Origin of the sequence: Bradyrhizobium sp. ORS 278, from assembly GCF_000026145.1 — a bacterium.
In the GTDB taxonomy this organism is placed as follows: domain Bacteria; phylum Pseudomonadota; class Alphaproteobacteria; order Rhizobiales; family Xanthobacteraceae; genus Bradyrhizobium.
This window is the reverse complement of sequence record NC_009445.1, coordinates 6,500,141-6,525,514: the sequence shown is the minus strand read 5'-3', so window position 1 is coordinate 6,525,514 and position 25,374 is coordinate 6,500,141. Positions and strand designations below refer to the sequence as shown.

The following is a 25,374-nucleotide window of genomic DNA, read 5'->3' as shown; positions in this document are numbered from 1 at the left end:
AGAGGCGAGAGCGATGAGGTTTACCGATCCATGGCGGCTGGTGGGATGCGTCACGTTGCTGATCGTGGTCGGCGGCGGTGCCAGCCGAGCCGCGGACACGATCGACCGAAACGGCTTTGAAGCGAAGCTGCTGTACTGCAAGACCTGTCATGGACAGTCCGGGCAGGGCTATCACGGCTTTTTCCCAATTCCGCGTCTCGCCGGACAGCCGTCGCAATATGTCGAGAACCAGTTACGTGCTTTCATCGAGCATCGGCGCAGCAATCCGGTCATGTTCAACGTAGCCCACGCGCTGAGCCCGGCGATGGTGACGGCGCTCGCCAGCCATTTCAAGGCGCTCGATCCAAAGCCCCTCGGCGGGGCGCCGCGCGGATCGGTTGCCGCCGGCAGGCAGATCTATGAGTCCGGTCTTCCGGACAGCAACGTTCCCGCCTGCTCCGCCTGTCACGGTGATGACGGCAAGGGCCAGCGTGACATTCCGCGCCTTGCGGGTCAGCTCTATGCCTACACAGTCGGGCAGCTCACGGGATGGCGAAGTGAGCGCGGGCAGGGTGCCGCGGCCGACAGCTCCGCCATCATGACGCAGACGGCGCACAATCTGACCAGGGCGCAGGTCGAAGCCGTCGCTGCCTATGTTGCCAACCTGCAATGAGCGTCCGCGTTTTGGTGGCTTTGGCCGGTCGGGACCATGAGCGAGGGTCTGCAAGCATGAAGCGCTCGATTCGGAAGATAGCAGTCGTTGTGATCTTGGCTATCACTGCACCGGCCCAGGCAGACGAGGCCCGAAGCGCCCGAAACTGCACCTGGTGCCACGGCACGGCTGGTCAGGGCTTCACGGTCGCACCGCGTCTGGCCGGACAGCAGCCGCAATACATCGAGAGCCAGATCAGGAGCTTCCACGACCATACCCGGGACAATCCGTTCTCCAAACAATACATGTGGGGCGCGGTGGCGTCGCTCGATCCGGGCACGGCTCAAGAGCTGGCGCGCTATTTCGCGTCGATCGCGCCAAAGCCGGCCAATGACGGCGACCCAGCGCTGATCGCCAGGGGGCGGAAGATCTATCAGGAAGGCGTTCCGGAAGCGAATATCGTCTCCTGCTATGCCTGCCATGGCCCCGACGCGCAGGGTGTGCGCGACATTCCGAGGCTCGGAGGTCTCAGCTTTTCCTACCTCAAGGGACGGCTCGACCAATGGGGCAGGGGCTATCATTCGACCCCCGCCTCGCCGATGCCGTTGGTCGCCGGATCGCTGGGGCCCGCGGAGATCGACGCCCTTGCGTCCTATCTCAGCTTCGTCAGATAGGGGCAATACGCCGGCAGGGCCGGTCGACGTCGCGTGGAACGACCCCGGTTCTCGATGCGCCGGACCTTTGGGTCATGCCGTTCAGCTCTGCCTGGAAGGCTTCGGCAAATCGATACGCTCGCCGACAAACTCGGCCGGCCCCTCGATCAGGCGGCGGATGCGCCGCTCGCGTTCCTCGGCCGGAAGGTTCGGATCGAGCATCTGATCGATCAGCTGAATGGCAGTCTGCTCGATCGCCAACGGATCGCGGAGCTTCGGGGGCGCCGCCTGCGCCGGCGGTGAGGCGTGCAGTCCGATCGCAAGCAGTTGGCTGATGGCGTCGGATCGCGTCACCTGATGGGTCTCGGCCCACGCGTCGATGTCGGCAGTGAGCTCCTGCGACAGCTTCACCGCGCTCACCGCGTCTTGTCCCAGCCGGACAGCGGGGCTGTGATCCCTTCGAAGGTCGGACGAGGACGTCATTTTGGGCGTCATCTGCCTGTTGATCATGTCAGCCTAGAAGATGCTGGAGGGATCGGGATTTGATTTCGATCAAGGACGGCCTAAGAAGACGGCGTTCTCGCGGCAATCCGGCCGTCGGAGGACATTTGTGTGTCTGCTGCCGGGCAGACGGTCCGGCATAGGACCGGAGACAGCTCCTGCTCATGCGATTCCTGCATACCTTCCAGCTTTTTGATTTCCTCGACACCCTGGTCAGCCTGTTCGCGGCCTTCGTGCTGGGCACCTTGATCGGCGCCGAGCGGCAATTCCGGCAGCGCAGCGCCGGCCTGCGCACCAACGTCCTGGTGGCGGTGGGCGCCGCCGCCTTCGTCGATATCGGTAATCGCCTCACGGGCGCGGACGGTGCCGTGCGCATCATCGCCTACGTCGTCTCGGGCATCGGCTTTCTCGGCGCCGGCACGATCATGAAGGAGGGCATGAACGTCCGGGGCCTCAACACCGCGGCGACCTTGTGGGCCTCCGCGGCCGTCGGCGCCTGTGCAGGCGCGGATCTCGTCGCCCAATCGGTGGCGCTGACGCTGTTCGTGCTCGCCGGCAACACGCTGCTGCGGCCGCTGGTCAACGCGATCGACCGCATCCCGCTCAACGCGGCGACCTCCGAGGCCAACTACGAGATCGTGGTCACCACCGACGTTCTGCATGCCGCGCAATTGCGCGAGGCGCTGGATGAACGGCTGGAGGCCGCCAAATACCCGGTGCGCGAGACCGAGGTGGCCTACCGATCCGATGACATCGCGGAGATCACCGCAACCCTGGTGCCGCTCGCGGCCGAGACCGCCGATCTGGACCGGGTCACCGCGGAACTGGCGAAGCTGCCCGGCGTGCGGCACGCGACCTGGAACATCAGCGCGCTCGAGTGATGTACCGCGTGATCTGCTACTTGATGCAGCGGCCGACATCGCCGGCGGCGGTCGGCGATTCATAGCCTCCGGGGGACGTCGGCTGGCCGTTGAAGAACACCGCAAGCTGGTTGGCGATGCCATAGTCCGTCGCACCCCGGCGCCGATCATTGATCATGCGCGCAATGTTCCATTCGTCGTGTGAACCATAGCTGAATGCGACGGAGGCGCGCAGGCCGTAGTAGTTGCGGAAGCCGTTGCGGGTCAGGCCGCCGTTGGCGATGGCGTCCTTGAACTTCGGATCGGGCGCGATCTTGTCGTCGAACCAGGCTTCGAGCTTCTCGAAATCATGCGTCCCGGTGAGCTCGAAGTATCTGCCGAAGTCGTTCGGGCCGGAGAAGTAAACGAAGTCGAACGCCTCGCCGAGGCCCTTGTCGCCTTCGAGAATTTGCGTCCACATGTACATGTAGTCGGCGCCGCTCGCGCCCTGCAGGCCGTCGCCCCCCTCGGCGCCGGGGTTCAGCACGAATACCGCGCGCGGGCCGAACCGCTCCGTGACGCGCTCGGTTATTTTGGCCGCGATGGCGGTGTTGACGACGAAGGAGCCGCCGCCGGCGGCGGAGAGCGGCACGCTGAGATAGCCGATCGCCTTGCCCTGCGCGCGCTGATCGGCGAGCAGCGCCCGCACGCGCGCGACATTCGCGGCGATCGCATCCTTGAACTCGGGATGGACACAATAGCAGATGTCAAGCGCGGTGCAGGCGGTCACCGGCTCGGACGCGGCCCGCGCTGGCGCGCTGATTGTCATCACGGCCGCGGTCGCGAGCGTGGCTGCCACGGCGGCTCCGATTGCTGGCCTCGAACGTGCAGCGCGGCTCGTCATGGTACCTCCGTGATCCCCGGCAGGACTGCGGCGAATGATAGAATGCCGGCAAGGAAATACAACCAGAGATCCATGACACGTCCGTGGCAGGCCGGTGTGCTCAATGCCCGCCGCGGGCGAAGATCTCGTAGAAGCCGAGCACGATCTCGCAGGCGATCAGGATCACGACGATGATCTCGAGCCGCAGCGAGCGCTTGGTGTCGATGATGTCGGCGACTGCGGTCGCCGTCTCGGCGATCACGACGAGTTTGCGATTGAGCGTGTCCTCGCGCTCCTTCAGCTCGTACTCGTCCTCCAGCCGGGCGTAGAGCCGCTCGAGATCGGGCCGGTCCCACAGCACATCGGGCTTTTCGCTGACGGCGACGCGGCCGGAGACGCGGTGCTGCACCAGCAGCGCGGCGCCGAGCAGCCTGACCATCGCGACCCGGCTGCGCGATGTGCGTCCGAGCGAGGCGAGCTCGCGCGCGAACGGCTCGATCGTGTCGAACACGTTGGCGATCTCGCGCTCGCTGCGGCCGAGCACGACGCTCTTGGCCAGCGCATCGGCAACGATGAGCAGGCGCTCCAGCGACAATTCCTTGACCTGGATCGGCCCACCCACGGGAATCGGCTCGTCGGACTCGCCCGCGACCTGGACCCTGGCCGTCTCTTCCTCGTGCGGGGTGATCGCGCCGAACAGCCGCGAGCTCAGCTGGTCGAGGAAGTTGAGCTCCTCGGCGACGGTGAGGCCGATGAAGACGACGACGCCGTAGCGAAAAACCACCGCGATGCCGGTCTCGCCGATGCGGACGGCGAGCGGGGTGGCCGACAGAACCTGGCCCTCGAAGCCGGCGGTATTGATGCGGTCTGCGATCTGCAGGGCGCGGGCGGCGAGTTGGGGGACAGGCGGGGTGTCGGCACTCATGAGCCAAGGCTAGCATGTCGAATCCGACGAAACGATAACATGGCGCGGGCGTGGCAGCCGATGTCCCTGCTGTCCCGAAGCCGAACCCGCTTGACAGGGATATCCGTAGCTCCGCATTGAAGGCGCTCTCCGGATGGATGACTTGGCGATGTCGAACATCACCGCTGCAGACTTCTACGCCTCGATCCCCGTGTTTCGCGGCTTCTCGCGGCTGATGGACCCTGGGCTGTACAAGCCGTTGCCGGATGATTGGTTGATCGGAACGGCCGACATCGTCGAGTCGACCAAGGCGATCGCGGACAGGCGCTACAAGGCGGTCAACATGGCCGGGGCGGCGGTCATCGCGGCCGTCACCAATGCGCTGGAAGGCCGCGAATTCCCGTTCGTGTTCGGCGGCGACGGCGCGAGCTTCGCGGTCGGGCCGGACGATGCTGCGGCGGCCCGCGAGGCCCTGGCCGCGACGGCGCGCTGGGTCAGCGAGGATCTCGAGCTTTCGATGCGCGTGGCGCTCGTGCCGGTCGGTGCGATCCGCGCCGCAGGCCATGACGTGCGGGTGGCGCGCTACGGCCCCTCGGCCAATCTGTCCTACGCGATGTTCGCCGGCGGCGGACTTGGCTGGGCCGAGGCGGCGATGAAGCGCGGCGAGTTCGCCATTGCGCCGGCGCCGCCCGGCACGCTGCCTGATCTGTCCGGGCTGTCCTGCCGGTTCGAGGAGATGCCGTCGGCGCGCGGTCTCATCCTGTCGGTGCTGGTGCTGCCGGCCGTGGGCGCCGACCCGCAGGCCTATCGCCGCGTCATCGAGGACATCATCACGCTGACCGAGCGCAGCCCCGAGGCCGGGCGGCCGGTGCCGCCAGGCGGGCCGGCGCTGCAATGGCCGCCGCAAGGCCTGGGCTACGAGGTCCGCGCATCACGCGGCCCGGGCATCGTGCGTTGGGTCCGCGTGCTCGGGCGCACGCTGTTCGTCTACGCCATCATGCGCTTCGGCATCAGCATCGGCGGCTTCGTGCCGGATCTCTACCGCCAGCAGGTGGTGGAAAATTCCGACTTCCGGAAATACGACGATGCCCTGCGCATGATCCTCGACTGCACCGAGCAACTTGCCCAGGAGCTGGAGCGGCGGCTCGGCGCGGCGGCGTCACAGGGCATCGTCCGCCACGGGCTGCACCGGCAGGCTTCGGCCATGATGACCTGCTTCACGCCCTCGGCGATCCGCCCCGACCACGTCCATTTCATCGATGGGGCGCAGGGCGGCTACGCGTCGGCGGCCACCGCGCTGAAGGCGGCGGTCGCCTGACGAGGCGATCAGCGCGCGCGCGTCCAGGTCTCGCCGCCGCACAGCGCGCCGACGCAGCCTTCGACCTTCAGCGTATCGGGGCCGGAGACCGAGATGTGGCTGGTGTAGCTCTGACCGTCATCGGCGTTGTAGATCTTGCCGGACCATTTGTTCGGCCCGTCGGGATGCACGCCGTCGAACAGCTGCAGGCCGATGATCGGACGGTTGGCGAGCGCGCGATTGGGATTCTTGTTGTCGATCGCCGGCTTGCCGGTGTCGGTGTCCATGGGTTCCTTCAGCCACACCACCGTGCCGCACAGATTGGCGCCGCATTTGGCGACCTTGATCTTGGCGTCACCGGCCTGGGTGAGCCAGGTGCCGCTCGGATCGTCCGCCGCCATGGCTGGCTGCGCGATCACGAGAGCCCCGAATGCCAGACCGACCAGACGCAATTTCCAGATCATTTGACCCCCCGTTCAAGCCGCGCTTCCATAACAGCAAACTGCGGAGTTGCAACCTTCGAGGTGCGGTTGTCCCAAGTGTCGTCATCACGATCAGGTGCATTGGTCGCTGTCGTCTCAATCCCTTGCGCCGTTGCCTCATGGCATGCGTGGGGAGAAGGTTTCCACTGCCGCCACACTCCGCTGTCGTCCCGGCCTTGAGCCGGGACCATACCCCAGGGAGCAATTGGATGCACGGTGGCGATTGGCTTTTTCGCGGATCATGCTTGTCACGGAGTATGGATCCCGGATCTGCGCCATGCCGCGCTACGCGCGTCAGGCTTGTCCGGGACGACAGCGGTGGTGAAGCGCGATGCACGTTTCAAACAGCCAGCGGAGAAACGAGGGACACGTCGTCGCCATCTCGCGGCACATGATGCCCGAGGCCTGCGATCAGTTTGTCCCTCTCATATGCAGAGGGCGCAGGGAATGCCGGGTGAGGGCCTCACCCATGGCCCGCCTGCGTAAGAAAATGCAGGCGGCAGATACCACAGGCAAAGCCGAACACGCCGGCAATCCCTGCGCGATGGGTTTCACGCTTATACGCAGTCTCCCTGGTGCGCCGGCTTGTTGGCCACCATTCGCGACGAGGCTTGCGCCTTGCGCGGGACACCAGCTTCGGGGTGTCAGGACGCTGCGACTTCACGTCCGCGCCAGATCGTTCGTCCGCGCCCTCGAAGAGAAGACGCTGCGATCTCTCGCGGCCACCGCATCCCCGCCTCGCGTGTCGTGACGATCGCGCGCAACGCCCCTTCTGCAGTGAGGCGGGATGCGCGGAGGTAATCATGAATTTTGAAAAATAGCAAGGTGATTATTTTTATCGGAAGTCAGGCCATGCACTTCGCTGTCGTCCCGGCCTTGGGACCCATACTCCGCGGCGAATGTGTGAGGCAAAAGGCCAACGGCCAGTGTGCCTCGAACATCTCCCTGGGGGTATTGGTCCCGGCTCGAGGCCGGGACGACAGCTGAGCCCTCACCACGGCAAACCGCACAGGTCGATGGTGCCGCGGGTCGGCGCGGTGCGTTTGACGTCGTGGACCATGGCGGACAGCGTGTCGAAGCGGATGCGGCCCTTGTCGGGCTGCTCGGCATAGACCTCGCCGTCGAACGGAATAAAGCCGCGCGCGCCGTAGAAGGCGACGCGATCGGCTGCGCAGAACAGCAGGGCGTAGTTGACGGAGTCCTCGTGCCGCAGCGTCTGAATCGCGGCGTTCAGTCCGAGCGTGGCCAGGCCGCGATTGCGCCTGTCGGCGCGCGTCAAAACGCCGCCGATGCCGGCGATGTTGACGTTCTGCCCGTTCCACTTGACGAGACGGCGATAGATGCTGACATGGCATAGCGCGTCGCCGCTCTCGTCCTGTACGAAAACGCGCAGGTCGGCATGCGCAAATGCGATACCGGCCCAGGGTAGTGTGGCGACCACCTCGGGCGGCCAGATCGCATCATAGAGCGGCTTGGCCTGCGGCCAGGACGCGTCGCCATTCAGGACCTCGATTTCGATGCTCATCAAAACGGCTCGCTTTTTCCAGAATCACAGTGTTTAGGAGTTCGGAACCTTCTATAAGGAGGTCCCGTTAAATCCCGTCTTCCCACAAGTTGCGGAACCGACCCCATGACCTTTACGCTTCCCCCCCTGCCTTACGCCTATGACGCCCTCGGCGCCTACATGTCCAAGGAGACGCTGGAGTATCATCACGACAAGCATCACCAGGCCTATGTGACCAACGGCAACAATCTGATCAAGGGGACCGAATTCGAAGGCAAGTCCCTCGAGGAGATCGTCAAGGGCTCGTTCGGCAAGAACGCACCGATCTTCAACAATGCCGGCCAGCACTACAATCACATCCACTTCTGGTCGTGGATGAAGCCGAATGGCGGCGGCACCAAGCTGCCGGGCGCGTTGGAGAAGAAGATCAACGAGGACCTCGGCGGCTACGAGAAGTTCAAGACGGACTTCATCGCCGCCGGCGTCGGCCAGTTCGGCTCGGGCTGGGCCTGGCTCTCGGTCAAGAACGGCAAGCTGGAGATCTCCAAGACCGCCAATGGCGAGAGCCCGCTGGTGCATGGCGCGACCCCGATCCTCGGCGTCGACGTCTGGGAGCACTCCTATTACATCGACTACCGCAACCGCCGTCCCGACTACCTGAAGGCCTTCGTCGAAAACCTCATCAACTGGGAATACGTCGAAGAGCTGTACAGCAAGGCTGTCTGATCCGGTGTGATCGTCAGGGAAGGGCGGCGGGCTCGGGCTCGCCGCCCTTTTTCTTTGTCGCCCCTTTTCTCTGCCGCGCCTGTTCTCTGACGCCGATATGGCGGGCGCGATCTTGCAAGGGTGCGGTCGCTGCGGCAAAACTCTTGCATCATTTGAGATGAAGGCAGGGTATTCGTTCTGTCGATGCCGTGCGAGATGGGGCTTTCGTGAATCAGCTGTTCGGTTATCTCCTCGTCTTCTTCGGCGGCGGTTGCGGCGCCTCGATCCGGCATGCAGTCAACATGGCGAGCGCGCGGGTGCTCGGCACCGACTTTCCGTGGGGCACCTTCATCATCAACATCACCGGCTCGACCGTAATGGGCCTGATCGCCGGCTATCTCACCTTCAAGGGCGGCGCCACCCAGCACTGGCGGCTGTTCCTGATGACCGGCATCCTTGGCGGCTACACGACCTTCTCGGCGTTCTCGCTGGACACGGCCCTGCTGTATGAGCGCGGCGCGCTAGGGCTGGCGGCGGCCTATGTGCTGGGCTCGGTGGGAATCTCGATTGCGGGCCTGTTCGCAGGTCTGGCACTGGTGCGGATTTTGAGCTGAGGCGGCGACCGTCGGGAGCAAAGGGCAGAAGCGGCACCGTTTGCTTGGCCCCTGGATCGCTTCGCTGCGCTCGCGATGACGGAGGTTGTGGCACCGCTCGGTGCCCGCCTCATTCGTGATTGCGGCACGGCTCCCGAACCTTGCTCCGTCATCGCGAGCGCAGCGAAGCGATCCAGGGGCCAAGCACGAAAGTGCCGCCGGAACCCAGCTGGCCCTCTCAATCGCGGAGGCAAGTCGCCGCTTACCTGCGGTGGACAGAGGTGATGTTATAATGTAACATCACCACGAAATGACCAAGTCCGCGCTCCAAAGCCACGATCACAGCCATGCGCATGGCGCGCACGGGCATGGCCACGGCCACAATCACGTTCATGCCCATGGTCCAGGCGCGCCGCATCCGGCGCAGCCGGCGTCCTGGTCGATCCTGCGGATGCCCGTGACGACCCGGCTGGGGGCCGCGATCGCGGCCAGCGCGGTGCTGTGGGTGATCGTTATCCTGGCGATGCGGTGATGGCGATGGCGCAGCTGCAGTTTCGCGACGTCACCCTGGGCTATGACCGCCATCCGGCCGTGCACCACCTCTCCGGCGAGGTCTCCGAGGGCGCGCTGCTGGCGGTGATCGGGCCCAACGGCGCCGGCAAGTCGACGCTGTTTCGCGGCATCGTCGGCCTGCTCAAGCCGCTCGCCGGCAGCATCTCCGCCATCGGCGTGATGCCGCGCGAGATTGCCTATCTGCCTCAGATCGCCGACATCGATCGCACTTTCCCGATTTCGGTATTCGACTTCGTCAGCACCGGGCTGTGGCGCAGCACCGGCATCTTCGGGGGCATCGGCGCTGCCGCGCGCGACAAGATCGCCCACGCCATTGCCGCCGTCGGCCTCACCGGTTTCGAGGGCCGCGGCATCGGCACGCTCTCCGGCGGGCAGATGCAGCGCATGCTGTTCGCGCGCGTGCTGCTGCACGATGCCCGGGTGATCGTGCTCGACGAGCCGTTCAATGCCATGGACTCCAAGACCTCGGCCGACCTGCTGCAACTGATCGAGCACTGGCACGGTGAGCGGCGTACTGTGCTGGCGGCGCTGCACGACATGGATATGGTGCGCGCGCATTTTCCGCAAACCCTGCTGTTGGCGCGCGAGGCGGTGGCGTGGGGCCCGACGGCCGACGTGCTGACCACGGACAATCTCCTGGCGGCGCGGCGGATGTGCGAGGCCTTCGACGATGCCGCCGCGCCCTGCGTGCCCGCGCCAGCCACGCGGGCGGCGTGATGCTGCGCGAGGTGCTGTTCGCTCCATTCTCGGATTTCGAGTTCATGCGCCGCGCGCTCGCGGCCGTGATCGCGCTGGCGCTCGGCTCGGGCCCGATCGGCGTGTTCCTGATGCTTCGGCGCATGAGCCTGGTCGGCGACGCCATGGCGCATGCGATCCTGCCGGGGGCGGCGATCGGCTTTCTGCTCTCCGGCCTCAATCTGTTCGCGATGACCACCGGCGGCCTCGTGGCCGGCTTCGCCGTGGCGCTGCTGTCCGGCCTGGTGTCGCGCTCGACCGGGCTCAAGGAGGACGCATCGCTTGCGACCTTCTATCTGGCCTCGCTGGCGCTCGGCGTCACCATCGTCTCGGTCAAGGGCACCAACATTGACCTCTTGCACGTGCTGTTCGGCAACATCCTGGCGATGGATGATCCGACGCTGCTGATGGTCGCGACCAACGCGACGATCACGCTGATCGTGCTGGCGGTGATTTACCGCCCGCTGGTCGTCGAGAGCGTCGATCCCTTGTTTCTGCGGACTGTGAGCCGCGCCGGCGCACCGGCGCATCTGATCTTCCTCGGCCTGATCGTCGTCAATCTCGTCAACGGTTTTCAGGCGCTCGGAACCTTGCTCGCGGTCGGCCTGATGATCCTGCCTGCGGGCATCGCGCGATTCTGGTCGCGCGACGTCACGCCGATGATCTGCATCGCGGTCGGAGCCGCGATCGTGTCCGGCTACATCGGGCTGGTGCTGTCGTTCCAGACCCGCATTCCCTCGGGCCCCGCGATCATCCTGGTTGCATCCCTGATCTATCTCGGCTCGGTTCTGTTCGGACGGGTGGGCGGCGTGCTTCCGCAATTGTTTCCAGGACGCCATCTCGAAGCTTGAGCCTCATCATGACACGTCTGCTGCCCGTCCTCGGCTTGCTGCTTGCTCTCACGATCCCCGCCTCTGCCGAAACCAAGCTGAGCGTCATCACCAGCTTCTCGATCCCAGCCGATTTCGTCCGCCAGGTTGGCGGCGACAAGGTCGCCGTCACCTCGCTGGTCGGGCCGGACAGCGACGTGCACGTCTACACGCCGACGCCGCATGACGCGAAGGAGGTCGGGGCTGCGAAGCTCCTCATCGTCAACGGCCTCGGGCTGGAAGGCTGGCTGCCGCGCCTGCAGCAGGCGTCCGGCAGCAAGGCGCCGATCATTGTCGCCACGGCCGGCATCACGCCGCGCAAGCGCGGCTCCGATGCCGATCCGCATGCCTGGCAGTCAGTCAGCAATGCCAAGGTCTATGTGAAGAACATCCGCGACGCCCTGGTCGCAGCCGACCCGGCCGATGCCGAGACGTTCAACGCCAATGCCGAGCGCTATCTCGGCGAGCTCGATGCGCTCGACCGCGAGGTCCGCACCGAGATCGACAAGATCCCGGCCGACCGGCGCAAGGTGATCTCCACCCACGACGCCTTCGGCTATTTCGCCGATGCCTATGGCATCGCCTTCGTCGCCCCGCTCGGCGTCTCGACCGAGACCGAACCGTCGGCCCGCGACGTCGCCGAGATCATCCGCCAGGTGAAAAAAGCCGGGATTCCGGCCGTCTTCCTGGAGAATTTCAACGATGACCGGCTGATCGGCCGGATCGCGGCCGAGACCGGCGCCAAGGTCGGGGGCACGCTGTATTCGGATGCCCTGAGCGACGAAAAGGGCCCCGTTCCCACTTACATTGCCCTGGTCAGGCACAATATAAGGGCCCTGAAGAGCGCGCTGGTCCGTTAGGGTTTTGGCCCTCGCGGGCCGCAGCGCTTTTGAGCCATTTTCGACGCGACCTTAAGTTTTCGGAGTGAGCATGTCCGACGCGAGCAAGACCCCCGTGACGGTGCTGACCGGCTATCTCGGCGCCGGCAAGACCACGCTTCTCAACCGCATCCTCTCCGAAGACCACGGCAAGAAGTACGCCGTCATCGTCAACGAGTTCGGCGAGATCGGCATCGACAACGACCTCATCGTCGGCGCCGATGAGGAAGTGTTCGAGATGAACAATGGCTGCATCTGCTGCACCGTGCGCGGCGACCTCGTCCGCATCATCTCCGGCCTGATGCGCCGCAAGGGCAAGTTCGACGCCATCATCGTCGAGACCACCGGCCTCGCCGATCCGGCGCCGGTGGCGCAGACCTTCTTCGTCGACGAGGACGTGCAGAAGAACGCGCGGCTCGATGCCGTCGTCACCGTGGCCGACGCCAAGTGGCTGTCGGACCGGCTCAAGGACGCGCCGGAAGCGAAGAACCAGATCGCGTTTGCCGACGTCATCGTGCTCAACAAGACCGATCTCGTCACCAAGCCGGAGCTCGCCGAAGTCGAGGCGCGGATCCGCGCGATCAACCCTTACGCCCGGCTGCATCGCACCGAGCGCTGCCAGGTGGCGATCGCTGACGTGCTGGAGCGCGGCGCGTTCGATCTCGATCGTATTCTTGAAATCGAGCCGGAATTTTTGAACGCGGGCGATGATCACGATCATCACCACCATGATCACGACCACGGCCATGATCATCACCATCATCACGATCACGGCCTGAAGCACTATCACGACGAGGAGATGCAATCGCTGTCGCTGCGCTCCGACAAGCCGCTCGATCCGTCGAAGTTCATGCCGTGGCTGCAGAACCTGGTGCAGACCGAGGGCGGCAAGATCCTGCGCTCGAAGGGCATCCTGGCGTTCCAGGACGATGACGACCGCTACGTCTTCCAGGGCGTGCACATGATGCTGGAGGGCGATCACCAGCGGAAGTGGAAGCCGGACGAGTCGCGGCAGAGCCGCGTCGTCTTCATCGGCCGCGAGCTGCCGGAAGACGCCATCCGCGAAGGTTTTGAGCGCTGCATCGTATCCTGATGAGCTCGTTCGATCAGAGCGGCGAGGCCGCATCCATCGTCTCCGTCACCGACAAGGTGAAGCCGATCTCGCTCGGCATGGCGGTCACATCCGTGCACTATCTCGGCGACCGCGCCGCCTTCGTCGGCACCGAGGAGAGCGTCGCCGTCGTCGATGCTGATGGCGAGATCAGCAAGGTCGAGGTCACCAGTGGCGGAATCCTGTCGGCGGTGTCGGACGGATCGCGCATCCTGTTCGGCGGCGATGATGGCAAGGTGTCGTCGTTGGACAAGGCAGGCAGCGTGAGCGTGCTCGCGACCGATCCGAAGCGGCGCTGGATCGACAACGTCGCGATGCATCCGGACGGCGCCATCGCCTGGTCGGTCGGCAAGACCGCGTTCGTGCGCGCGCCGAAGGGCGAGGAGAAGTCGCTCGAGGTGCCCTCGACCGCCGGCGGGCTGGCGTTCGCCCCGAAGGGCCTGCGGCTGGCGATCGCGCATTACAACGGCGCGACCTTGTGGTTTCCGAACATGGCCGGCGAGCCGGAGTTTCTCGGCTGGGCTGGATCGCATCACGCCGTCACCTTCAGCCCGGACAACAAGTTCCTGGTCACCGCGATGCACGAGCCGGCGCTGCACGGCTGGCGGCTGGCCGACTCCCGGCACATGCGCATGACCGGCTACCCGTCACGGGTGAAGTCGATGTCGTGGGGCAGCGGCGGGCGGTTCCTCGCCACCTCCGGCGCCGACATGGTCATCCTCTGGCCGTTCGTCGGCAAGGACGGGCCGATGGGCAAAGAGCCGGCGATGCTGGCGCCGATGAAGGCCAAGGTCACCGCGGTCGCCTGCCATCCCAAGCAGGACATTCTCGCCTGCGGCTATGAGGACGGCACCGTGCTGATGGTGCGGATGCAGGACGGCGCCGAAATCCTGGTGCGCCGGAACGAGACGCCGCCGGTGGTGGCGCTGGGCTGGAATGCCGCGGGAACCTGGCTCGCGTTCTCCGACGAGAGCGGCGAGGCGGGGCTGCTGCGGCTCTGAGAGGCCGTTCCAGTGGTTCATGGGGCATAGCGGCGCAGGCCCAAATGGGAACCTCGCCGCTATCAGTCCGTTGTTCCCGCGCATGATCCGATGCAAGCGCCACATGTGGTGGCGCGATGTGCGTCGGACGATGCGGAGGACAGACGATGGCCCCGATCAACAGCAAACGCACTCTGCGCCGCGACCTCTGGCTTGCAGCCGGCCTGCTCGGCCTCGGCGCGCTGGTCGCGATCGTCTCCTTCACCGAGATCAAGGCCGGCCATCTCGACCAGATGGCGCAGGCGACGCCCGAGCCGTCGGCGACTCCCGCCGAAGCCAAGCCCGGCGGCACCCGCCCGACCACGCCGGCGCCCGAGCCGGCACGGCCTGATATCGAAGCGCAGAAGGAAGGTGCCAAGCCGGCCTTGCCGCCAGCGCCCGCCGAAAAGGTCGCGCCGCCGATGGAGAAGAAGTAGTTCGGTGAGCCCTAGCGGCGCCGCACACTCCGCCGTCGTCCCGGCGAACGCCGGGACCCATAGCCACCGGCCGTCATGAGGCTGGCCGCTGACAGCCACGTTCCTCGATAGCATCCGCGGTATGGGTCCCTGCGTTCGCAGGGACGACACCTGTTATGAGGGCACGCTTTGGCAAAACACTCCGCTGTCGTCCCTGCGGACGCAGGGACCCATAACCACAGGGAGAAGTTCGAGGCAGGCTGGTCGCTCCAGCGCGGCCATATGGCTGCTGCGGAGTAGGGGTCCCAGGTCGGCGCCGCGCTGGTGCGCGGCGCAGTTCGCCGGGACGACAGCTCAGGCTTACCGCACCAGGATGTTGCGGAACTGCCAGGGATCTGACGTGTCGATGTCCTCCGGGAACAGGCCGGGCCGGTCGTTCAGCGGGGTCCAATCCGTGTAGTAGCCCTTGACCGGGCCGAGATACGGCGTCTGGATCTCCAGGCAGCGGCGGAAGTCCATTTCGTCGGCTTCGACGATGCCGGCGTTCGGGTTTTCCAGCGCCCAGACCATGCCGGCGAGCACGGCGGAGGACACCTGCATGCCGGTCGCGTTCTGGTACGGCGCGATGCGGCGGGTTTCCTCGATCGAGAGCTGCGAGCCGTACCAATAGGCGTTCTTGCCGTGGCCGTAGAGCAGCACGCCGAGCTCGTCGATGCCGTCGACGATCTCGTTCTCATCTAGGATGTGCCACTTCTCCTGCATCTTGCCGGTGGCGCCGAAGATCTCGTGCAGCGACAGCACCGCGTCATTGGCCGGGTGATAGGCGTAGTGGCAGGTCGGGCGGTAGACGACCTTGTCGCCGTCGCGCACCGTGTAGTAGTCGGCGATCGAGATTGACTCGTTGTGCGTCACCAGGAAGCCGTATTGCGCGCCCGGCGTCGGGCACCACGAGCGGACGCGGGTGTTGGCGCCCGGCTGCAGCAGATAGATCGCCGCGCCACAGCCCTCGGTGTGGCGGCGGCCGTTGTCCGGCATCCAGGTCTCATGCGTGCCCCAGCCCAGCTCGGCCGGCTGCATGCCCTCGGAGACAAAGCCCTCGACCGACCAGGTGTTGACGAACACGTCCATCGGCTTCGGGTTCTTGGAGCGCTGGGTGTCGCGCTCGGCGATGTGCACGCCCTTGACGCCGAGCTTCTGCATCAGCTGCGCCCAGCCTTCGCGGCTCTTCGGCTCGACGATCGCGGTCTTGGTGTCCCGGGCGATGTCGAGCAGCGCCTGCTTGACGAACCAGGACACCATGCCGGGGTTGGCGCCGCAGGTCGACACGGCGGTGGTGCCGCCCGGGCTCTTGCGGCGCGCGGCGAGCAGCGTCTCGCGCAGCGCGTAGTTCGAGCGCTTCTCCGGGCCCATCTGCTTGTCGAAGTAGAAGCCCGCCCACGGCTCGACGACGGTGTCGATGTAGAGCGCGCCGATCTCGCGGCACAAGGTCATGATGTCGACCGAGGAGGTGTCGACCGAGAGGTTGACGCAGAAACCCTGGCCGCCGCCTTCGGTGAGCAGCGGCACCAGCAGGTCGCGGTAATTGTCGCGGGTCACACCCTGCTGGATGAAGCGCACGCCGTGCTTCTTCGCGAGCTCGCCGTCATCATGGGGATCGATGATAACGAAGCGGCTCTTGTCGTAATCGAAATGGCGTTCGATCAAAGGCAGGGTGCCCTTGCCGATCGAGCCGAAGCCGATCATGACGATGGGGCCGGTGATTTTGGCGTGGATCTGCGAGCTCATGAGGGGATGGTCTCCGGACAGGTGCTTTCGCGTTCGTGGAATGGATGCCTCAGGCGCTGCGCCACTCTCTAGGAGCCGCGGCGCTTGGCGGTGACTTCGATCTCGACCTTCATCTCGGGCTTCAACAGCGCCGCGACGACCACCAGCGTGGCGGCCGGGCGGATGTCGCCGAGGACCTCGCCGCAGACCGCGAAATGCGCGTCGGCATCGTTGACGTCGGTCAGGTAGTAGGTCGCGCGGACGATGTCGGCCATCTCGAATCCGCCCTCCTGCAGGGCGGCCGCGATGGTCTTGAAGCAGTTGCGTGACTGGCTCGTGACATCGGCCGGCATCGTCATCGTGCTGTAGTCGTAGCCGGTGGTCCCGGCGACGAAGGCGAAGTCGCCGTCGACCACCGCGCGGCTGTAGCCGGCGGTCTTCTCGAACGGTGATCCGGTAGAGATCAAGCGGCGCGCCATGGGACACCTCGTCGGGGGATTTCCGGGGGTTAAAGAGCTTTTGCTGCACCTGCGCAACCCCTGGCGGGGCGCAGGAACCAAGGCTTGCCGGCATGCCTAACGCAGGCGCGTGACGTCGGGTCCGGCGGCCGGGGAACTGCTCCAGCGCCTGACCACGATGTCGCGGACGATCATGATGCCGAGCAGGATCAGCACCAGCGTGGGGAGCCACGTCCGCCGCGGCGGCTGGGCCGCCGCCTCGGGCCTCACGCCGCGCATGGCAGCGGCCGCTCCTTGCGGCGGCGGGCTTTTCGTTCGGCAGAGCCGGTGGCGACGATCATGCCGGATGCGCCGTCCAGGGCGCCATCGACCAGCTCGAGGCCGAGCAGGCGCGCGCGTTCGAACGCGCCGGGCAGCTCCAGCGCGGCCGCCTTGGCCGCATCGAAGCCGAAGCGGGCGTAGTAGGGCGCATCCCCGAGCAGAATCACCGCGCCATGGCCGCGCGACGCCGCGATCATCAGCGCGGCATTCATCAGCGCAGCGCCCACGCCAAGGCTGCGCGCCTCCTGGGCGACCGCCAGCGGCCCGAGCATCAGCGCATCGCGTCCGCCGGCGCTGACGTGCCACAACCGCAGCGTTCCCACGAGGACGCCGCCGCGCATCGCCGACAGGGCAAGGCCTGCGGCTGGCGCGCGTCCGTCGCGCAGGCGCTGGCAGGTGCGCTCATGGCGGTTGTCGCCAAAGCAGGCATCGAGCAGCGTCTCGCGCGCCGCCACGTCGGAGGCACGTTCCGCACGGATCACGAACGGAGCGGCAGTCCGAAGGGGCGTCGTCATTTGGGAGCGGAAAGCAGTCATGGCACGTCAGTCCCCGGCCTGCGCCGCAGGCTGTCGCCCGCGCGCAAACACGTGATGTCAGGTTGAAGGTGACGGTCTCTCGCTCCCTCCCCCGCTTGCGGGGGAGGGTCGGGGTGGGGGAACGCCCCACCCAGGGCTCTTGCCTATCTCACCCGCGCACGGGCGAGGGCAGCCAGATCAGATGTGATACGTCTTCAGCGGCGGGATGCCGTTGAAGGCCACCGACGAGTAGGTCGAGGTATACGCCCCGGTCCCCTCGATCAGCACCTTGTCGCCGATCGAGAGCGTCACCGGCAGCGGATACGGCAGCTTCTCGTACATCACGTCGGCCGAATCGCAGGTCGGGCCGGCGAGCACGCACGGGGTCGTCTCCGCGCCCTCATGCGGGGTGCGGATGGCGTAGCGGATCGACTCGTCCATCGTCTCGGCGAGGCCGCCGAACTTGCCGATGTCGAGATAGACCCAGCGCAGCTCGTCCTCGTCGCTCTTCTTCGAGATCAGCACCACTTCCGACTCGATGATCCCGGCATTGCCGACCATGCCGCGGCCCGGCTCGATGATCGTCTCCGGGATCTGGTTGCCGAAATGCTTGCGCAGCGCGCGGAAGATCGAGCGGCCGTACTGCACGACCGGCGGCACGTCCTTCAGGTACTTAGTCGGGAAGCCGCCGCCCATGTTGACCATGGAGAGGTTGATGCCGCGCTCGGCGCAGTCGCGGAACACCGTCGAGGCCATCGCCAGCGCGCGGTCCCACGCCTTCACCTTGCGCTGCTGCGAGCCGACATGGAACGAGATGCCGCACGGCTCCAGGCCGAGGCGCTTCGCCAGGTCCAGCACTTCGACGGCCATCTCCGGATCGCAGCCGAACTTGCGCGACAGCGGCCACTCGGCGCCGGCGCAATCGTACAGGATGCGGCAGAACACCTTCGCGCCCGGTGCGGCGCGCGAGATCTTCTCGACCTCGGCGGCGCAGTCCACGGCAAAGAGACGGATGCCGAGCGCATAGGCGCGCGCGATATCCCGCTCCTTCTTGATGGTGTTGCCATAGGAGATGCGGTCCGGCGTCGCACCGGCGGCCAGCGCCATCTCGATCTCGGCGACGGTCGCCGTGTCGAAGGAGGAGCCGAGCGAGGCGAGCAGCGACAGCACTTCCGGCGCCGGGTTGGCCTTGACCGCGTAGAACACGCGGCTGTCCGGCAAGGCGCGAGCGAAGTTCATGTAGTTGTCGCGCACGATGTCGAGGTCGACGACGAGACAGGGCTCGTGGTCCAGACCTTCCTCGCGGCGGTTGCGCAGGAATTCCCGGATACGTTCGGTCATAGCACCCTCCAAACGGCCCGTTTGCGACGTGGCCCGTTCAAAATGATCCCGACACGGGTGCCTTGGCCTCGACGCCCGATGGAAAGGCGCAGAAACCTCGAACCCGAAGCCGAATTGTGCTGCCGTGGATTGGTTGGGAATTTCCCGCCCGCACACCTGGCAATGAAGGACAAGCCTTTTCAGTAGCCCGCGCCGGCGTTGGACCGCCGGTAGAGACCAAAAAAGCCCGATCCGTCGTTGCTTTAAGTCGCGTCCCCCGTTGAGAGCGGGGTGCGCCGGTTCGCCTCCGGCTGCCAGTCACGGTTGCAAGAGGTGAGGTGACCTTCAGCGGCATCTCTTGAGAGAGATGCTGGGCTCCTGGAGCATGACGATCTCGATCGAACTGATCTTGATCGCAACGATCCGAGCGCCCCTCGGTTCCTCATCCCTTGGCGGCTGTCCGGCCTCTTGTCCGGATACCTACCGACTGACACACGACCACAGGCACGTGCGAAATTGGGCAGAACCGGAAATATGCGTTTTGAATTTCGTTCGCAAGGAATTTTTGAGCGCCGCGAAAGATTTCCCTAATCTGTGCTTACGCGACACAGGGAGCGACGCTTTGTCTGAACGCGCGTTAAGCGAGTTTAAAGTTTCGTAACGCGTTCACCCTTGCAGGACAGTGTTTTTGCTGATCTCACGCGCGTTCGGTGAACGGCTCGATGCGCTGTGCGCCGCGGACGAAGCCGATCATCACGAACACGCCGATCGCGAACAGCACGGCCTGCAGGATGTGCGCGCCCTGGTCGCCGAGCCCGAACAGAATGGCGAGCGCCCAGCCGCCGGCAAAGGCCGCGCCGAACACTTCCGCACCGATCAGGATCGCCGCCGAGATGACGGTGATCACGCTCTGCCAGGCGATCTGGCGGGCGGGCTTCGAGGTGCTGTCTGCGCTCATGGTCGATGGTCCTTCTGAGGGGCGCAATCTCTCCGAAATGGTCCCGGCCTTCAAGGGGAAATGACCCAAAAAGGACCGGCTCCGTGGTAAGAGGGGCGCCTGTTTGATCCGGAGAGCAAGAGCCGATGTCCGACACGACCGCCTCGATCGACGCCGCAAGCAATCCGCTGCTCGTGGCCTGGGACACCCCGCACCAGACACCGCCCTTCGACGCGATCAGGCCCGAGCACTTCCTGCCGGCCTTCGAGCGCGCCTTCGCCGACCACACCGCTGAAATCACCGCGATCACCCACGATCCGGCGGAGCCCGACTTCGCCAACACCATCACGGCGCTGGAGCGCTCGGGCAAGCTGCTGTCGAAGGTCGCCGCCGTCTTCTATGATCTTGTCTCGGCGCACTCCAACCCGGCGATTCTGGAGATCGACAAGGAAGTGTCGCTGCGGATGGCGCGGCACTGGAACCCGATCATGATGAACGCCGTGCTGTTTGGTCGCATCGCGCTGCTCTACGACAACCGCAAGACGCTGACGCTCACCGGCGAGGAGCAGCGGCTGCTGGAGCGCACCTACACCCGCTTCCGCCGCGCCGGCGCAGGCCTCAAGGACGAGGCCAAGGCGCGCATGGCCGAGATCAACGAGCAGCTCGCCCAGCTCGGCACCACCTTCAGCCACCACGTGCTCGGCGACGAGCAGGACTGGTTCCTGGAGCTCGGCGAGGATGACCGCGCCGGCCTCTCCGACAGCTTCGTCGCCGCCGCCAAGGCTGCGGCGGAGGAGCGCGGCATGCCCGGCAAGGCGATCGTGACCCTGTCGCGCTCCTCGGTCGAGCCGTTCCTGCAGAGCTCCTCCCGCCGCGACCTGCGCGAGAAGGTGTTCAAGGCCTTCACCGCGCGCGGCGACAACGGGAATACCAACGACAACAACGCGGTCATCGGCCAGATCCTGGCGCTGCGCGAGGAGTCCGCCAAGATCATGGGCTTCCCGAACTTCGCGGTCTATCGCCTCGAGGATTCCATGGCGAAGACCCCGGAGGCGGTGCGCGGCCTGTTGGAGCGGGTCTGGAAGCCAGCGCGCGCCAAGGCGCTGGCCGATCGCGACCAGCTGCAACAGCTGATCACGGAAGAGGGCGGCAACTTCAAGCTCGAGGCCTGGGACTGGCGCTATTACGCCGAGAAGCTGCGCCAGGCGAAGGCGAACTTCGACGACGCCGCGATCAAGCCGTATCTCGCGCTCGACAACATGGTCGCGGCGGCCTTCGACTGCGCGACGCGGCTGTTCGGGATCACCTTCGCCGAGCGCAAGGACATCCCGGTCTGGCACCCGGACGTCCGGGTGTGGGAGATCAAGGAAGCCGACGGCCGCCACAAGGCGCTGTTCTATGGCGACTACTTCGCCCGGCCGTCGAAGCGCTCCGGCGCCTGGATGACCTCGCTGCGCGACCAGCAGAAGCTCGACGGCGACACCGCGCCGCTGATCATCAACGTCTGCAATTTCGCCAAGGGCGCCGACGGCCAGCCCTCGCTGCTGTCGCCGGACGATGCCCGCACGCTGTTCCACGAGTTCGGCCACGGCCTGCATGGCATCCTCTCCAACGTGACCTATCCGTCGCTGTCGGGCACGTCTGTCTTCACCGACTTCGTCGAGCTGCCGTCGCAGCTCTACGAGCACTGGCAGGAGCGCCCCGAGGTGCTGCAGACCTTCGCGAAGCACTACCAGACCGGCGAGCCGCTGCCGCAGGACCTGCTGGAGCGCTTCCTCGCCGCGCGCCGTTTCAACCAGGGTTTTGCCACCGTCGAGTTCGTCTCGTCGGCGCTGATCGATCTGGAGTTCCACACCCAGCCGGCCGCGGCATCGAAGGATGTGCGCGCGTTCGAGACGGCCGAGATGGAGAAGATCGGCATGCCCAAGGAGATCGCGCTGCGCCACCGGCCGACCCAATTCGGCCATATCTTCTCGGGAGACCACTACGCGGCGGGCTATTACAGCTACATGTGGTCGGAGGTGATGGATGCGGATGCCTTCGGGGCCTTCGAGGAAGCCGGCAACATCTTCGATCCCGCCGTCGCCAAGCGGCTTCACGACAACGTCTACTCCTCTGGAGGCTCGCTCGATCCCGAGGCGGCTTACGTCGCGTTCCGCGGCCGCGAGCCCGAGCCCGACGCGCTGCTCCGCCGGCGCGGCCTGCTCGACATTCCCGCAGCGGCTTGAGGTGAGGGCGATGATCCGTGCCGTTATGGCGGCGCTGCTGCTCATGCTGGGGGCGGGCGCGGCGAGCGCTCATCCCCATGTCTGGGTCACCGCGACCAGCGAGCTGCTCTATGCGGCCGATGGCACGCTGACCGGCGTGCGCCACGCCTGGACCTTCGACGACATGTTCGCGACCTATGCGCTGCAGGGGCTCGAGACCAAGCAGAAGGGCGTCTACACCCGGGAGGAGCTGGCGCCGCTGGCGCAGACCAATGCCGAGTCGCTGAAGGAATATGCCTACTTCACTTTCATCAAGGCGGATGGCCGCAAGCAGAAGCTCCTCGATCCCGTCGACTATTACCTCGAATACAAGGACACCAAGCTGACGCTGCACTTCACCCTGCCGCTGAAGGCGCCGGTGAAGTCCGGCCAGCTCCAGGTCGAGGTTTACGATCCCAGCTATTTCATCGATTTCCAGATGGCGGAGAAGGATCCCGTCAAGCTGGTCAGCGCTCCCGCGGGCTGCAAGTTCGGCCTGGTGAGACCGAGCGACGGCGGCTCCGTCGCGCAGACCATGAACGAACAGACATTCCTGAGCGGCGGGGCGAACGCCAATTTCGGAATGAACTTCGCCAACAAGATCTCAGTGGAATGTCCATGACACCTCGCCCCAGCTCCGTCCGACCGTTTCTGATTTGCGCCGCGATCCTCGCGGCGCTTTTGTCTGCCGACGCCGCCTCGCATGTGCTGCTTGCCAAATCGCCGTTCGGCGCGCCCGCGGGCGAGCCGCAGGTCGGCGGCATCGTCGGTTGGCTTCTCGCGAAGCAGTCGGAGTTCTACCGGCAGATGTCGGGCGCGATCCGCTCCGCCAAAGAGGACGGCTCGGCGGTGTGGTGGCTGCTCGCGATCTCCTTTGCCTACGGCATCTTCCATGCGGCTGGCCCCGGCCATGGCAAGGCGGTCATCGCCTCCTATCTCGTCGCCAACCAGGAGACGGCGAAGCGCGGCATCGTGCTTTCATTTGCTTCGGGCCTGATGCAGGCGCTGGTGGCAGTGGCGATCGTCGGCATCGGCGCGGTGCTGCTCAACGCGACGGCGGCCACCATGTGCAGCGCCGAGAAGGTGGTGGAGATCGCGAGCTACGGCCTGATCGCGCTGCTCGGCGCGCGGCTGGTGTGGGTCAAGGGCGCGGCGTTCCTGCGCACGTGGCAGCCGGCGACGCCGGCGCTGGCGCTGGCTGGTGGGCCGGCGGCTGCGGTGGTGTCGTCGGGGCATGATCACGGCCACGCGCATGATCATCAGCATCGCGCGCCTCAAGATCACCATGGGCATGACCACCATCACGGCCACGACCATCATGGACATGATCATCACCACGGTCATGCTCACACGCAGGCGGCCGCGGCCCATGGTCACGCCGCTCACGATCACGTCCATCACGATCACGTGCATCATGATCACGTCCATGGCGACGATTGCGGTTGCGGCCATTCGCACGGACCCGCGCCGAGCGAGCTCGCCGGTCCCGGCGGCTGGCAGCGCGGCTTCCAGGCGATCTTCGCGGCCGGCATCCGTCCTTGCTCGGGTGCGATCCTGGTGCTGGTGTTCGCGCTGGCGCAGGGAATGTTCTGGGCCGGCGTCGCCGCCACCATCGTGATGGGCATGGGCACCGCGATCACCGTCGCCACCATCGCGGTCATTGCGGTGGCCGCCAAGGACATCGCCCGCCGCCTCAGCGCCGGCCGCGACGGCGGCGGCGCGCTGATCATGCGGGGACTGGAGTTCGGCGCGGCCGGGCTGGTGCTGCTGTTCGGCGTCGGCCTGCTGTTCGGCTACATGGCGGCGGAACGCACGACCTGCTTCTGAGCGGGCTTCGTTCAGCGGCTACGCTTCTGCCCAACACGTCCGCCGCGGCATACTGGATGCCCCGCCTGCGCGGGGCATGACAGCGACTGCGAGGGCCCGGCTGTCGCATCAACCAGCAGCGTCGTCCCGGCCTTGAGCCGGGACCCATGCTCCGCGGCGGTCGTGAGTGAGCGAGTTGCCAACGACGCGCCTGCCTCAAGCCGCGTCCTGGGGGTATGGGTCCCGGGTCAAGCCCGGGACGACAACGGAGTGTGTGGCGCGAGGGTGCCCTACAGAAGATGTCGGCGCCGCGAACGCGGGGACCCATCGCGCGGGTGATCGAGGGGCGTTGCCGGCAGCGAACCCGGCAACCGCGCCGCGGAGCAGAGGCCGCCTCAAGCGCGGAACGCCGGGGGCAGGCGTTGCGTTTCGCCTGCGCTGCGGATCAGTTGCAGCCCCCACGCGATCATCGGCTCGCGTTCGGCGCCGGCGCGCCAGACGAGTTGCTCGGTCCAGCGCGGCAAGGCCAGTGGCGGCTCATGCAGGCGGCAGTTCGGCGCGCTCGCCGCGGCAAAGCGCGACGGCACCGTGGCGATCGCGTCGCTGAATGCGAGCACGGGGGGCAGCGCCAGAAAGCGCGTCAGCGTCGCGGCCACGCGGCGGTGCAGTCCTATCGCTTCGAGCGCGTCGTCGACAGCGCCCTTGCGGTCGTCGCGCAGCGTGACCAGCAGATGCGGCAGCTCCACATAGGTCTCGAGCGTCAGACCCGTCGCCAGGCGCGGATGGTCGGCGCGCGCCAGGCAGACGAAGCGTTCCTCGAACAGCGGTGCTGAGCGAAAGCGCTTGGGCAGTTCGCGGAAGACGCCGACCACGGCGTCAAGCCGTCCCTCGTCGAGCTCGGCGAACACCCGGTCCTTGTCGAGCGGCCGCGCCTGCAGGGTCACACCTGGCGCGGTGCCGGCCAGTTGCGCCACCAAACCCGGCAGCAGCACGAACTCGGCCGCATCCGACATCGCCAGCCGCAGGCTGCCGCGCGCCGTCGCCGGATCGAACGGAAGTTCGGCCGCGACCAGCGCCCGCACCCGCTCGAGCACCAAGGCGATCTCCGGCGCCAATTCCAGCGCCCGCGGCGTCGGGCGCATGCCGCCGGGCGCCCGCAGGAACAGCGGGTCGCCGAACAGGTGCCGCAGTCGGTCGAGCGCCTTGCTGGCGGACGGTTGCGCCAGGCCGACCCGCACGGCCGCGCGGGTCACGTTGCGCTCGGACAGGAGCGCCTCGAACAGCACCAGAAGGTTGAGGTCGACATGGGCAAGGCTCGGCATCTGATCATTCTTCAAGGGAATGATCAGAATTGCCAGATGTCATTTTCGGAATGACAGGACGTCGGGCAAAACAGCGGCAGTCCCAGCCATGG

The 25,374-nt window shown here is 66.1% G+C and carries 28 protein-coding genes; 16 read left to right on the top strand and 12 right to left on the bottom strand.

Features of this window, described 5'->3' with window-relative positions:
- The first annotated feature begins 13 nt into the window (after positions 1–13).
- Positions 14–652 carry a c-type cytochrome gene (locus BRADO_RS29190; RefSeq protein ID WP_012029807.1) on the top strand — a complete coding sequence of 213 codons (639 nt, stop codon included), beginning with the start codon at positions 14–16 and terminating at the stop codon, positions 650–652.
- 89 nt (positions 653–741) lie between these two features.
- On the top strand, positions 742–1,305 hold the full coding sequence (locus BRADO_RS29185; protein WP_244422916.1) for a cytochrome c: 564 nt from the start codon (positions 742–744) through the stop codon (positions 1,303–1,305).
- Between the two features lie 81 nt (positions 1,306–1,386).
- On the opposite strand, the gene BRADO_RS29180 is transcribed toward BRADO_RS29185, so the two are convergent.
- Positions 1,387–1,794 carry a hypothetical protein gene (locus BRADO_RS29180; protein ID WP_012029805.1) on the bottom strand — a complete coding sequence of 136 codons (408 nt, stop codon included), beginning with the start codon at positions 1,792–1,794 and terminating at the stop codon, positions 1,387–1,389.
- 155 nt (positions 1,795–1,949) lie between these two features.
- On the opposite strand from BRADO_RS29180, the gene BRADO_RS29175 reads away from it, so the two are divergent.
- Positions 1,950–2,666 carry an MgtC/SapB family protein gene (locus BRADO_RS29175; protein WP_012029804.1) on the top strand — a complete coding sequence of 239 codons (717 nt, stop codon included), beginning with the start codon at positions 1,950–1,952 and terminating at the stop codon, positions 2,664–2,666.
- A gap of 16 nt (positions 2,667–2,682) precedes the next feature.
- Here BRADO_RS29175 and BRADO_RS29170 read toward each other — a convergent pair whose 3' ends face one another.
- Positions 2,683–3,483, bottom strand: coding sequence for a hypothetical protein (locus BRADO_RS29170; RefSeq protein WP_244422915.1), 801 nt, complete (start codon positions 3,481–3,483; stop codon positions 2,683–2,685).
- 145 nt (positions 3,484–3,628) lie between these two features.
- Positions 3,629–4,432 carry an RMD1 family protein gene (locus tag BRADO_RS29165; protein WP_012029802.1) on the bottom strand — a complete coding sequence of 268 codons (804 nt, stop codon included), beginning with the start codon at positions 4,430–4,432 and terminating at the stop codon, positions 3,629–3,631.
- Between the two features lie 148 nt (positions 4,433–4,580).
- Here BRADO_RS29165 and BRADO_RS29160 point away from each other — a divergent pair, with 148 nt between their 5' ends.
- Entirely contained in the window at positions 4,581–5,729 is a 1,149-nt protein-coding gene (locus BRADO_RS29160) for a DUF3095 domain-containing protein (RefSeq protein WP_012029801.1), read from the top strand.
- A gap of 8 nt (positions 5,730–5,737) precedes the next feature.
- Here the strand turns inward: BRADO_RS29160 and BRADO_RS29155 are convergent, their stop codons facing one another.
- Together BRADO_RS29155 and BRADO_RS29150 are read right to left on the bottom strand one after the other, a co-directional pair.
- A complete protein-coding gene (locus BRADO_RS29155; RefSeq protein WP_012029800.1) occupies positions 5,738–6,172 on the bottom strand; it encodes a DUF2147 domain-containing protein in 435 nt (144 codons plus the stop codon).
- 1,009 nt (positions 6,173–7,181) lie between these two features.
- Complete coding sequence (locus tag BRADO_RS29150; RefSeq protein WP_012029799.1) at positions 7,182–7,715, bottom strand: GNAT family N-acetyltransferase; 534 nt, start codon at positions 7,713–7,715, stop codon at positions 7,182–7,184.
- A gap of 105 nt (positions 7,716–7,820) precedes the next feature.
- On the opposite strand from BRADO_RS29150, the gene BRADO_RS29145 reads away from it, so the two are divergent.
- The 9 genes from BRADO_RS29145 to BRADO_RS29105 all read left to right on the top strand — a co-directional run bounded on the left by BRADO_RS29145 (position 7,821) and on the right by BRADO_RS29105 (position 14,614).
- A complete protein-coding gene (locus BRADO_RS29145) occupies positions 7,821–8,420 on the top strand; it encodes a superoxide dismutase (protein ID WP_008961504.1) in 600 nt (199 codons plus the stop codon).
- A gap of 206 nt (positions 8,421–8,626) precedes the next feature.
- A complete protein-coding gene (gene crcB, locus BRADO_RS29140) occupies positions 8,627–9,013 on the top strand; it encodes a fluoride efflux transporter CrcB (protein ID WP_041757109.1) in 387 nt (128 codons plus the stop codon).
- A 289-nt stretch (positions 9,014–9,302) separates the two neighbouring features.
- Positions 9,303–9,524, top strand: a complete 222-nt coding sequence (locus tag BRADO_RS29135) for a hypothetical protein (RefSeq protein WP_041757107.1) — start codon at positions 9,303–9,305, stop codon at positions 9,522–9,524.
- Complete coding sequence (locus tag BRADO_RS29130) at positions 9,524–10,282, top strand: metal ABC transporter ATP-binding protein (protein ID WP_012029797.1); 759 nt, start codon at positions 9,524–9,526, stop codon at positions 10,280–10,282. The genes BRADO_RS29135 and BRADO_RS29130 overlap by 1 nt, the downstream gene beginning before the upstream one ends.
- Complete coding sequence (locus tag BRADO_RS29125; protein WP_041757105.1) at positions 10,282–11,151, top strand: metal ABC transporter permease; 870 nt, start codon at positions 10,282–10,284, stop codon at positions 11,149–11,151. The genes BRADO_RS29130 and BRADO_RS29125 overlap by 1 nt, the downstream gene beginning before the upstream one ends.
- Positions 11,152–11,159: 8 nt before the next feature.
- On the top strand, positions 11,160–12,029 hold the full coding sequence (locus BRADO_RS29120) for a metal ABC transporter substrate-binding protein (RefSeq protein ID WP_012029795.1): 870 nt from the start codon (positions 11,160–11,162) through the stop codon (positions 12,027–12,029).
- 70 nt (positions 12,030–12,099) lie between these two features.
- Positions 12,100–13,140 (top strand): GTP-binding protein, encoded by a 1,041-nt coding sequence (locus tag BRADO_RS29115; protein ID WP_173363519.1) that lies wholly within the window; start codon positions 12,100–12,102, stop codon positions 13,138–13,140.
- A complete protein-coding gene (locus tag BRADO_RS29110; protein WP_012029793.1) occupies positions 13,140–14,159 on the top strand; it encodes a WD40 repeat domain-containing protein in 1,020 nt (339 codons plus the stop codon). Before BRADO_RS29115 ends, BRADO_RS29110 begins: the two co-directional genes overlap by 1 nt.
- A 146-nt stretch (positions 14,160–14,305) precedes the next feature.
- Positions 14,306–14,614 carry a hypothetical protein gene (locus BRADO_RS29105; protein ID WP_012029792.1) on the top strand — a complete coding sequence of 103 codons (309 nt, stop codon included), beginning with the start codon at positions 14,306–14,308 and terminating at the stop codon, positions 14,612–14,614.
- Between the two features lie 339 nt (positions 14,615–14,953).
- On the opposite strand, the gene BRADO_RS29100 is transcribed toward BRADO_RS29105, so the two are convergent.
- The 6 genes from BRADO_RS29100 to BRADO_RS29080 form a co-directional block, all read right to left on the bottom strand.
- The gene (locus BRADO_RS29100; RefSeq protein ID WP_012029791.1) at positions 14,954–16,378 is read right to left on the bottom strand and encodes a homospermidine synthase; all 1,425 of its coding nucleotides are present in this window, start codon (positions 16,376–16,378) and stop codon (positions 14,954–14,956) included.
- A gap of 68 nt (positions 16,379–16,446) precedes the next feature.
- Positions 16,447–16,836 (bottom strand): RidA family protein, encoded by a 390-nt coding sequence (locus BRADO_RS29095; protein ID WP_012029790.1) that lies wholly within the window; start codon positions 16,834–16,836, stop codon positions 16,447–16,449.
- Positions 16,837–16,932: 96 nt separating this feature from the next.
- Complete coding sequence (locus tag BRADO_RS35540; protein WP_173363518.1) at positions 16,933–17,094, bottom strand: hypothetical protein; 162 nt, start codon at positions 17,092–17,094, stop codon at positions 16,933–16,935.
- Complete coding sequence (locus BRADO_RS29090) at positions 17,082–17,672, bottom strand: GNAT family N-acetyltransferase (protein WP_012029788.1); 591 nt, start codon at positions 17,670–17,672, stop codon at positions 17,082–17,084. Before BRADO_RS29090 ends, BRADO_RS35540 begins: the two co-directional genes overlap by 13 nt.
- Positions 17,673–17,849: 177 nt before the next feature.
- Positions 17,850–18,992, bottom strand: coding sequence for a type III PLP-dependent enzyme (locus BRADO_RS29085; protein WP_012029787.1), 1,143 nt, complete (start codon positions 18,990–18,992; stop codon positions 17,850–17,852).
- 676 nt (positions 18,993–19,668) lie between these two features.
- Positions 19,669–19,929: a hypothetical protein gene (locus BRADO_RS29080; RefSeq protein WP_012029786.1), complete on the bottom strand. Its 261-nt coding sequence runs from the start codon at positions 19,927–19,929 to the stop codon at positions 19,669–19,671.
- A 125-nt stretch (positions 19,930–20,054) separates the two neighbouring features.
- On the opposite strand from BRADO_RS29080, the gene BRADO_RS29075 reads away from it, so the two are divergent.
- Genes BRADO_RS29075 through BRADO_RS29065 form a run of 3 tightly spaced genes read left to right on the top strand, consistent with a single transcriptional unit; the run spans position 20,055 to position 23,981 of the window.
- Positions 20,055–22,136, top strand: coding sequence for a M3 family metallopeptidase (locus BRADO_RS29075; RefSeq protein ID WP_012029785.1), 2,082 nt, complete (start codon positions 20,055–20,057; stop codon positions 22,134–22,136).
- Between the two features lie 10 nt (positions 22,137–22,146).
- Entirely contained in the window at positions 22,147–22,776 is a 630-nt protein-coding gene (locus BRADO_RS29070) for a DUF1007 family protein (protein ID WP_012029784.1), read from the top strand.
- On the top strand, positions 22,773–23,981 hold the full coding sequence (locus tag BRADO_RS29065) for a nickel/cobalt transporter (protein ID WP_012029783.1): 1,209 nt from the start codon (positions 22,773–22,775) through the stop codon (positions 23,979–23,981). The genes BRADO_RS29070 and BRADO_RS29065 overlap by 4 nt, the downstream gene beginning before the upstream one ends.
- A gap of 374 nt (positions 23,982–24,355) precedes the next feature.
- Here BRADO_RS29065 and BRADO_RS29060 read toward each other — a convergent pair whose 3' ends face one another.
- Positions 24,356–25,282: a LysR family transcriptional regulator gene (locus tag BRADO_RS29060; protein ID WP_244422914.1), complete on the bottom strand. Its 927-nt coding sequence runs from the start codon at positions 25,280–25,282 to the stop codon at positions 24,356–24,358.
- Between the last annotated feature and the right edge of the window lie 92 nt (positions 25,283–25,374).

Bases quoted from the DNA above. Each gene is read 5' to 3' on its own strand.
- BRADO_RS29145 (WP_008961504.1), top strand. From the start codon at position 7,821: ATGACCTTTACGCTTCCCCCCCTGCCTTACGCCTATGACGCCCTCGGC.
- BRADO_RS29120 (WP_012029795.1), top strand. From the start codon at position 11,160: ATGACACGTCTGCTGCCCGTCCTCGGCTTGCTGCTTGCTCTCACGATC.
- BRADO_RS29130 (WP_012029797.1), top strand. From the start codon at position 9,524: ATGGCGATGGCGCAGCTGCAGTTTCGCGACGTCACCCTGGGCTATGAC.
- BRADO_RS29070 (WP_012029784.1), top strand. From the start codon at position 22,147: ATGATCCGTGCCGTTATGGCGGCGCTGCTGCTCATGCTGGGGGCGGGC.
- BRADO_RS29085 (WP_012029787.1), bottom strand. From the start codon at position 18,992: ATGACCGAACGTATCCGGGAATTCCTGCGCAACCGCCGCGAGGAAGGT.
- BRADO_RS29155 (WP_012029800.1), bottom strand. From the start codon at position 6,172: ATGATCTGGAAATTGCGTCTGGTCGGTCTGGCATTCGGGGCTCTCGTG.
- BRADO_RS35540 (WP_173363518.1), bottom strand. From the start codon at position 17,094: ATGCGCGGCGTGAGGCCCGAGGCGGCGGCCCAGCCGCCGCGGCGGACG.
- BRADO_RS29115 (WP_173363519.1), top strand. From the start codon at position 12,100: ATGTCCGACGCGAGCAAGACCCCCGTGACGGTGCTGACCGGCTATCTC.
- BRADO_RS29075 (WP_012029785.1), top strand. From the start codon at position 20,055: ATGTCCGACACGACCGCCTCGATCGACGCCGCAAGCAATCCGCTGCTC.
- BRADO_RS29105 (WP_012029792.1), top strand. From the start codon at position 14,306: ATGGCCCCGATCAACAGCAAACGCACTCTGCGCCGCGACCTCTGGCTT.
- BRADO_RS29160 (WP_012029801.1), top strand. From the start codon at position 4,581: ATGTCGAACATCACCGCTGCAGACTTCTACGCCTCGATCCCCGTGTTT.
- BRADO_RS29110 (WP_012029793.1), top strand. From the start codon at position 13,140: ATGAGCTCGTTCGATCAGAGCGGCGAGGCCGCATCCATCGTCTCCGTC.
- BRADO_RS29080 (WP_012029786.1), bottom strand. From the start codon at position 19,929: ATGAGCGCAGACAGCACCTCGAAGCCCGCCCGCCAGATCGCCTGGCAG.
- BRADO_RS29165 (WP_012029802.1), bottom strand. From the start codon at position 4,432: ATGAGTGCCGACACCCCGCCTGTCCCCCAACTCGCCGCCCGCGCCCTG.
- BRADO_RS29065 (WP_012029783.1), top strand. From the start codon at position 22,773: ATGACACCTCGCCCCAGCTCCGTCCGACCGTTTCTGATTTGCGCCGCG.
- BRADO_RS29180 (WP_012029805.1), bottom strand. From the start codon at position 1,794: ATGATCAACAGGCAGATGACGCCCAAAATGACGTCCTCGTCCGACCTT.
- BRADO_RS29150 (WP_012029799.1), bottom strand. From the start codon at position 7,715: ATGAGCATCGAAATCGAGGTCCTGAATGGCGACGCGTCCTGGCCGCAG.
- BRADO_RS29095 (WP_012029790.1), bottom strand. From the start codon at position 16,836: ATGGCGCGCCGCTTGATCTCTACCGGATCACCGTTCGAGAAGACCGCC.
- BRADO_RS29175 (WP_012029804.1), top strand. From the start codon at position 1,950: ATGCGATTCCTGCATACCTTCCAGCTTTTTGATTTCCTCGACACCCTG.
- BRADO_RS29100 (WP_012029791.1), bottom strand. From the start codon at position 16,378: ATGAGCTCGCAGATCCACGCCAAAATCACCGGCCCCATCGTCATGATC.
- BRADO_RS29125 (WP_041757105.1), top strand. From the start codon at position 10,282: ATGCTGCGCGAGGTGCTGTTCGCTCCATTCTCGGATTTCGAGTTCATG.
- BRADO_RS29190 (WP_012029807.1), top strand. From the start codon at position 14: ATGAGGTTTACCGATCCATGGCGGCTGGTGGGATGCGTCACGTTGCTG.
- BRADO_RS29135 (WP_041757107.1), top strand. From the start codon at position 9,303: ATGACCAAGTCCGCGCTCCAAAGCCACGATCACAGCCATGCGCATGGC.
- BRADO_RS29060 (WP_244422914.1), bottom strand. From the start codon at position 25,282: ATGCCGAGCCTTGCCCATGTCGACCTCAACCTTCTGGTGCTGTTCGAG.
- BRADO_RS29090 (WP_012029788.1), bottom strand. From the start codon at position 17,672: ATGACTGCTTTCCGCTCCCAAATGACGACGCCCCTTCGGACTGCCGCT.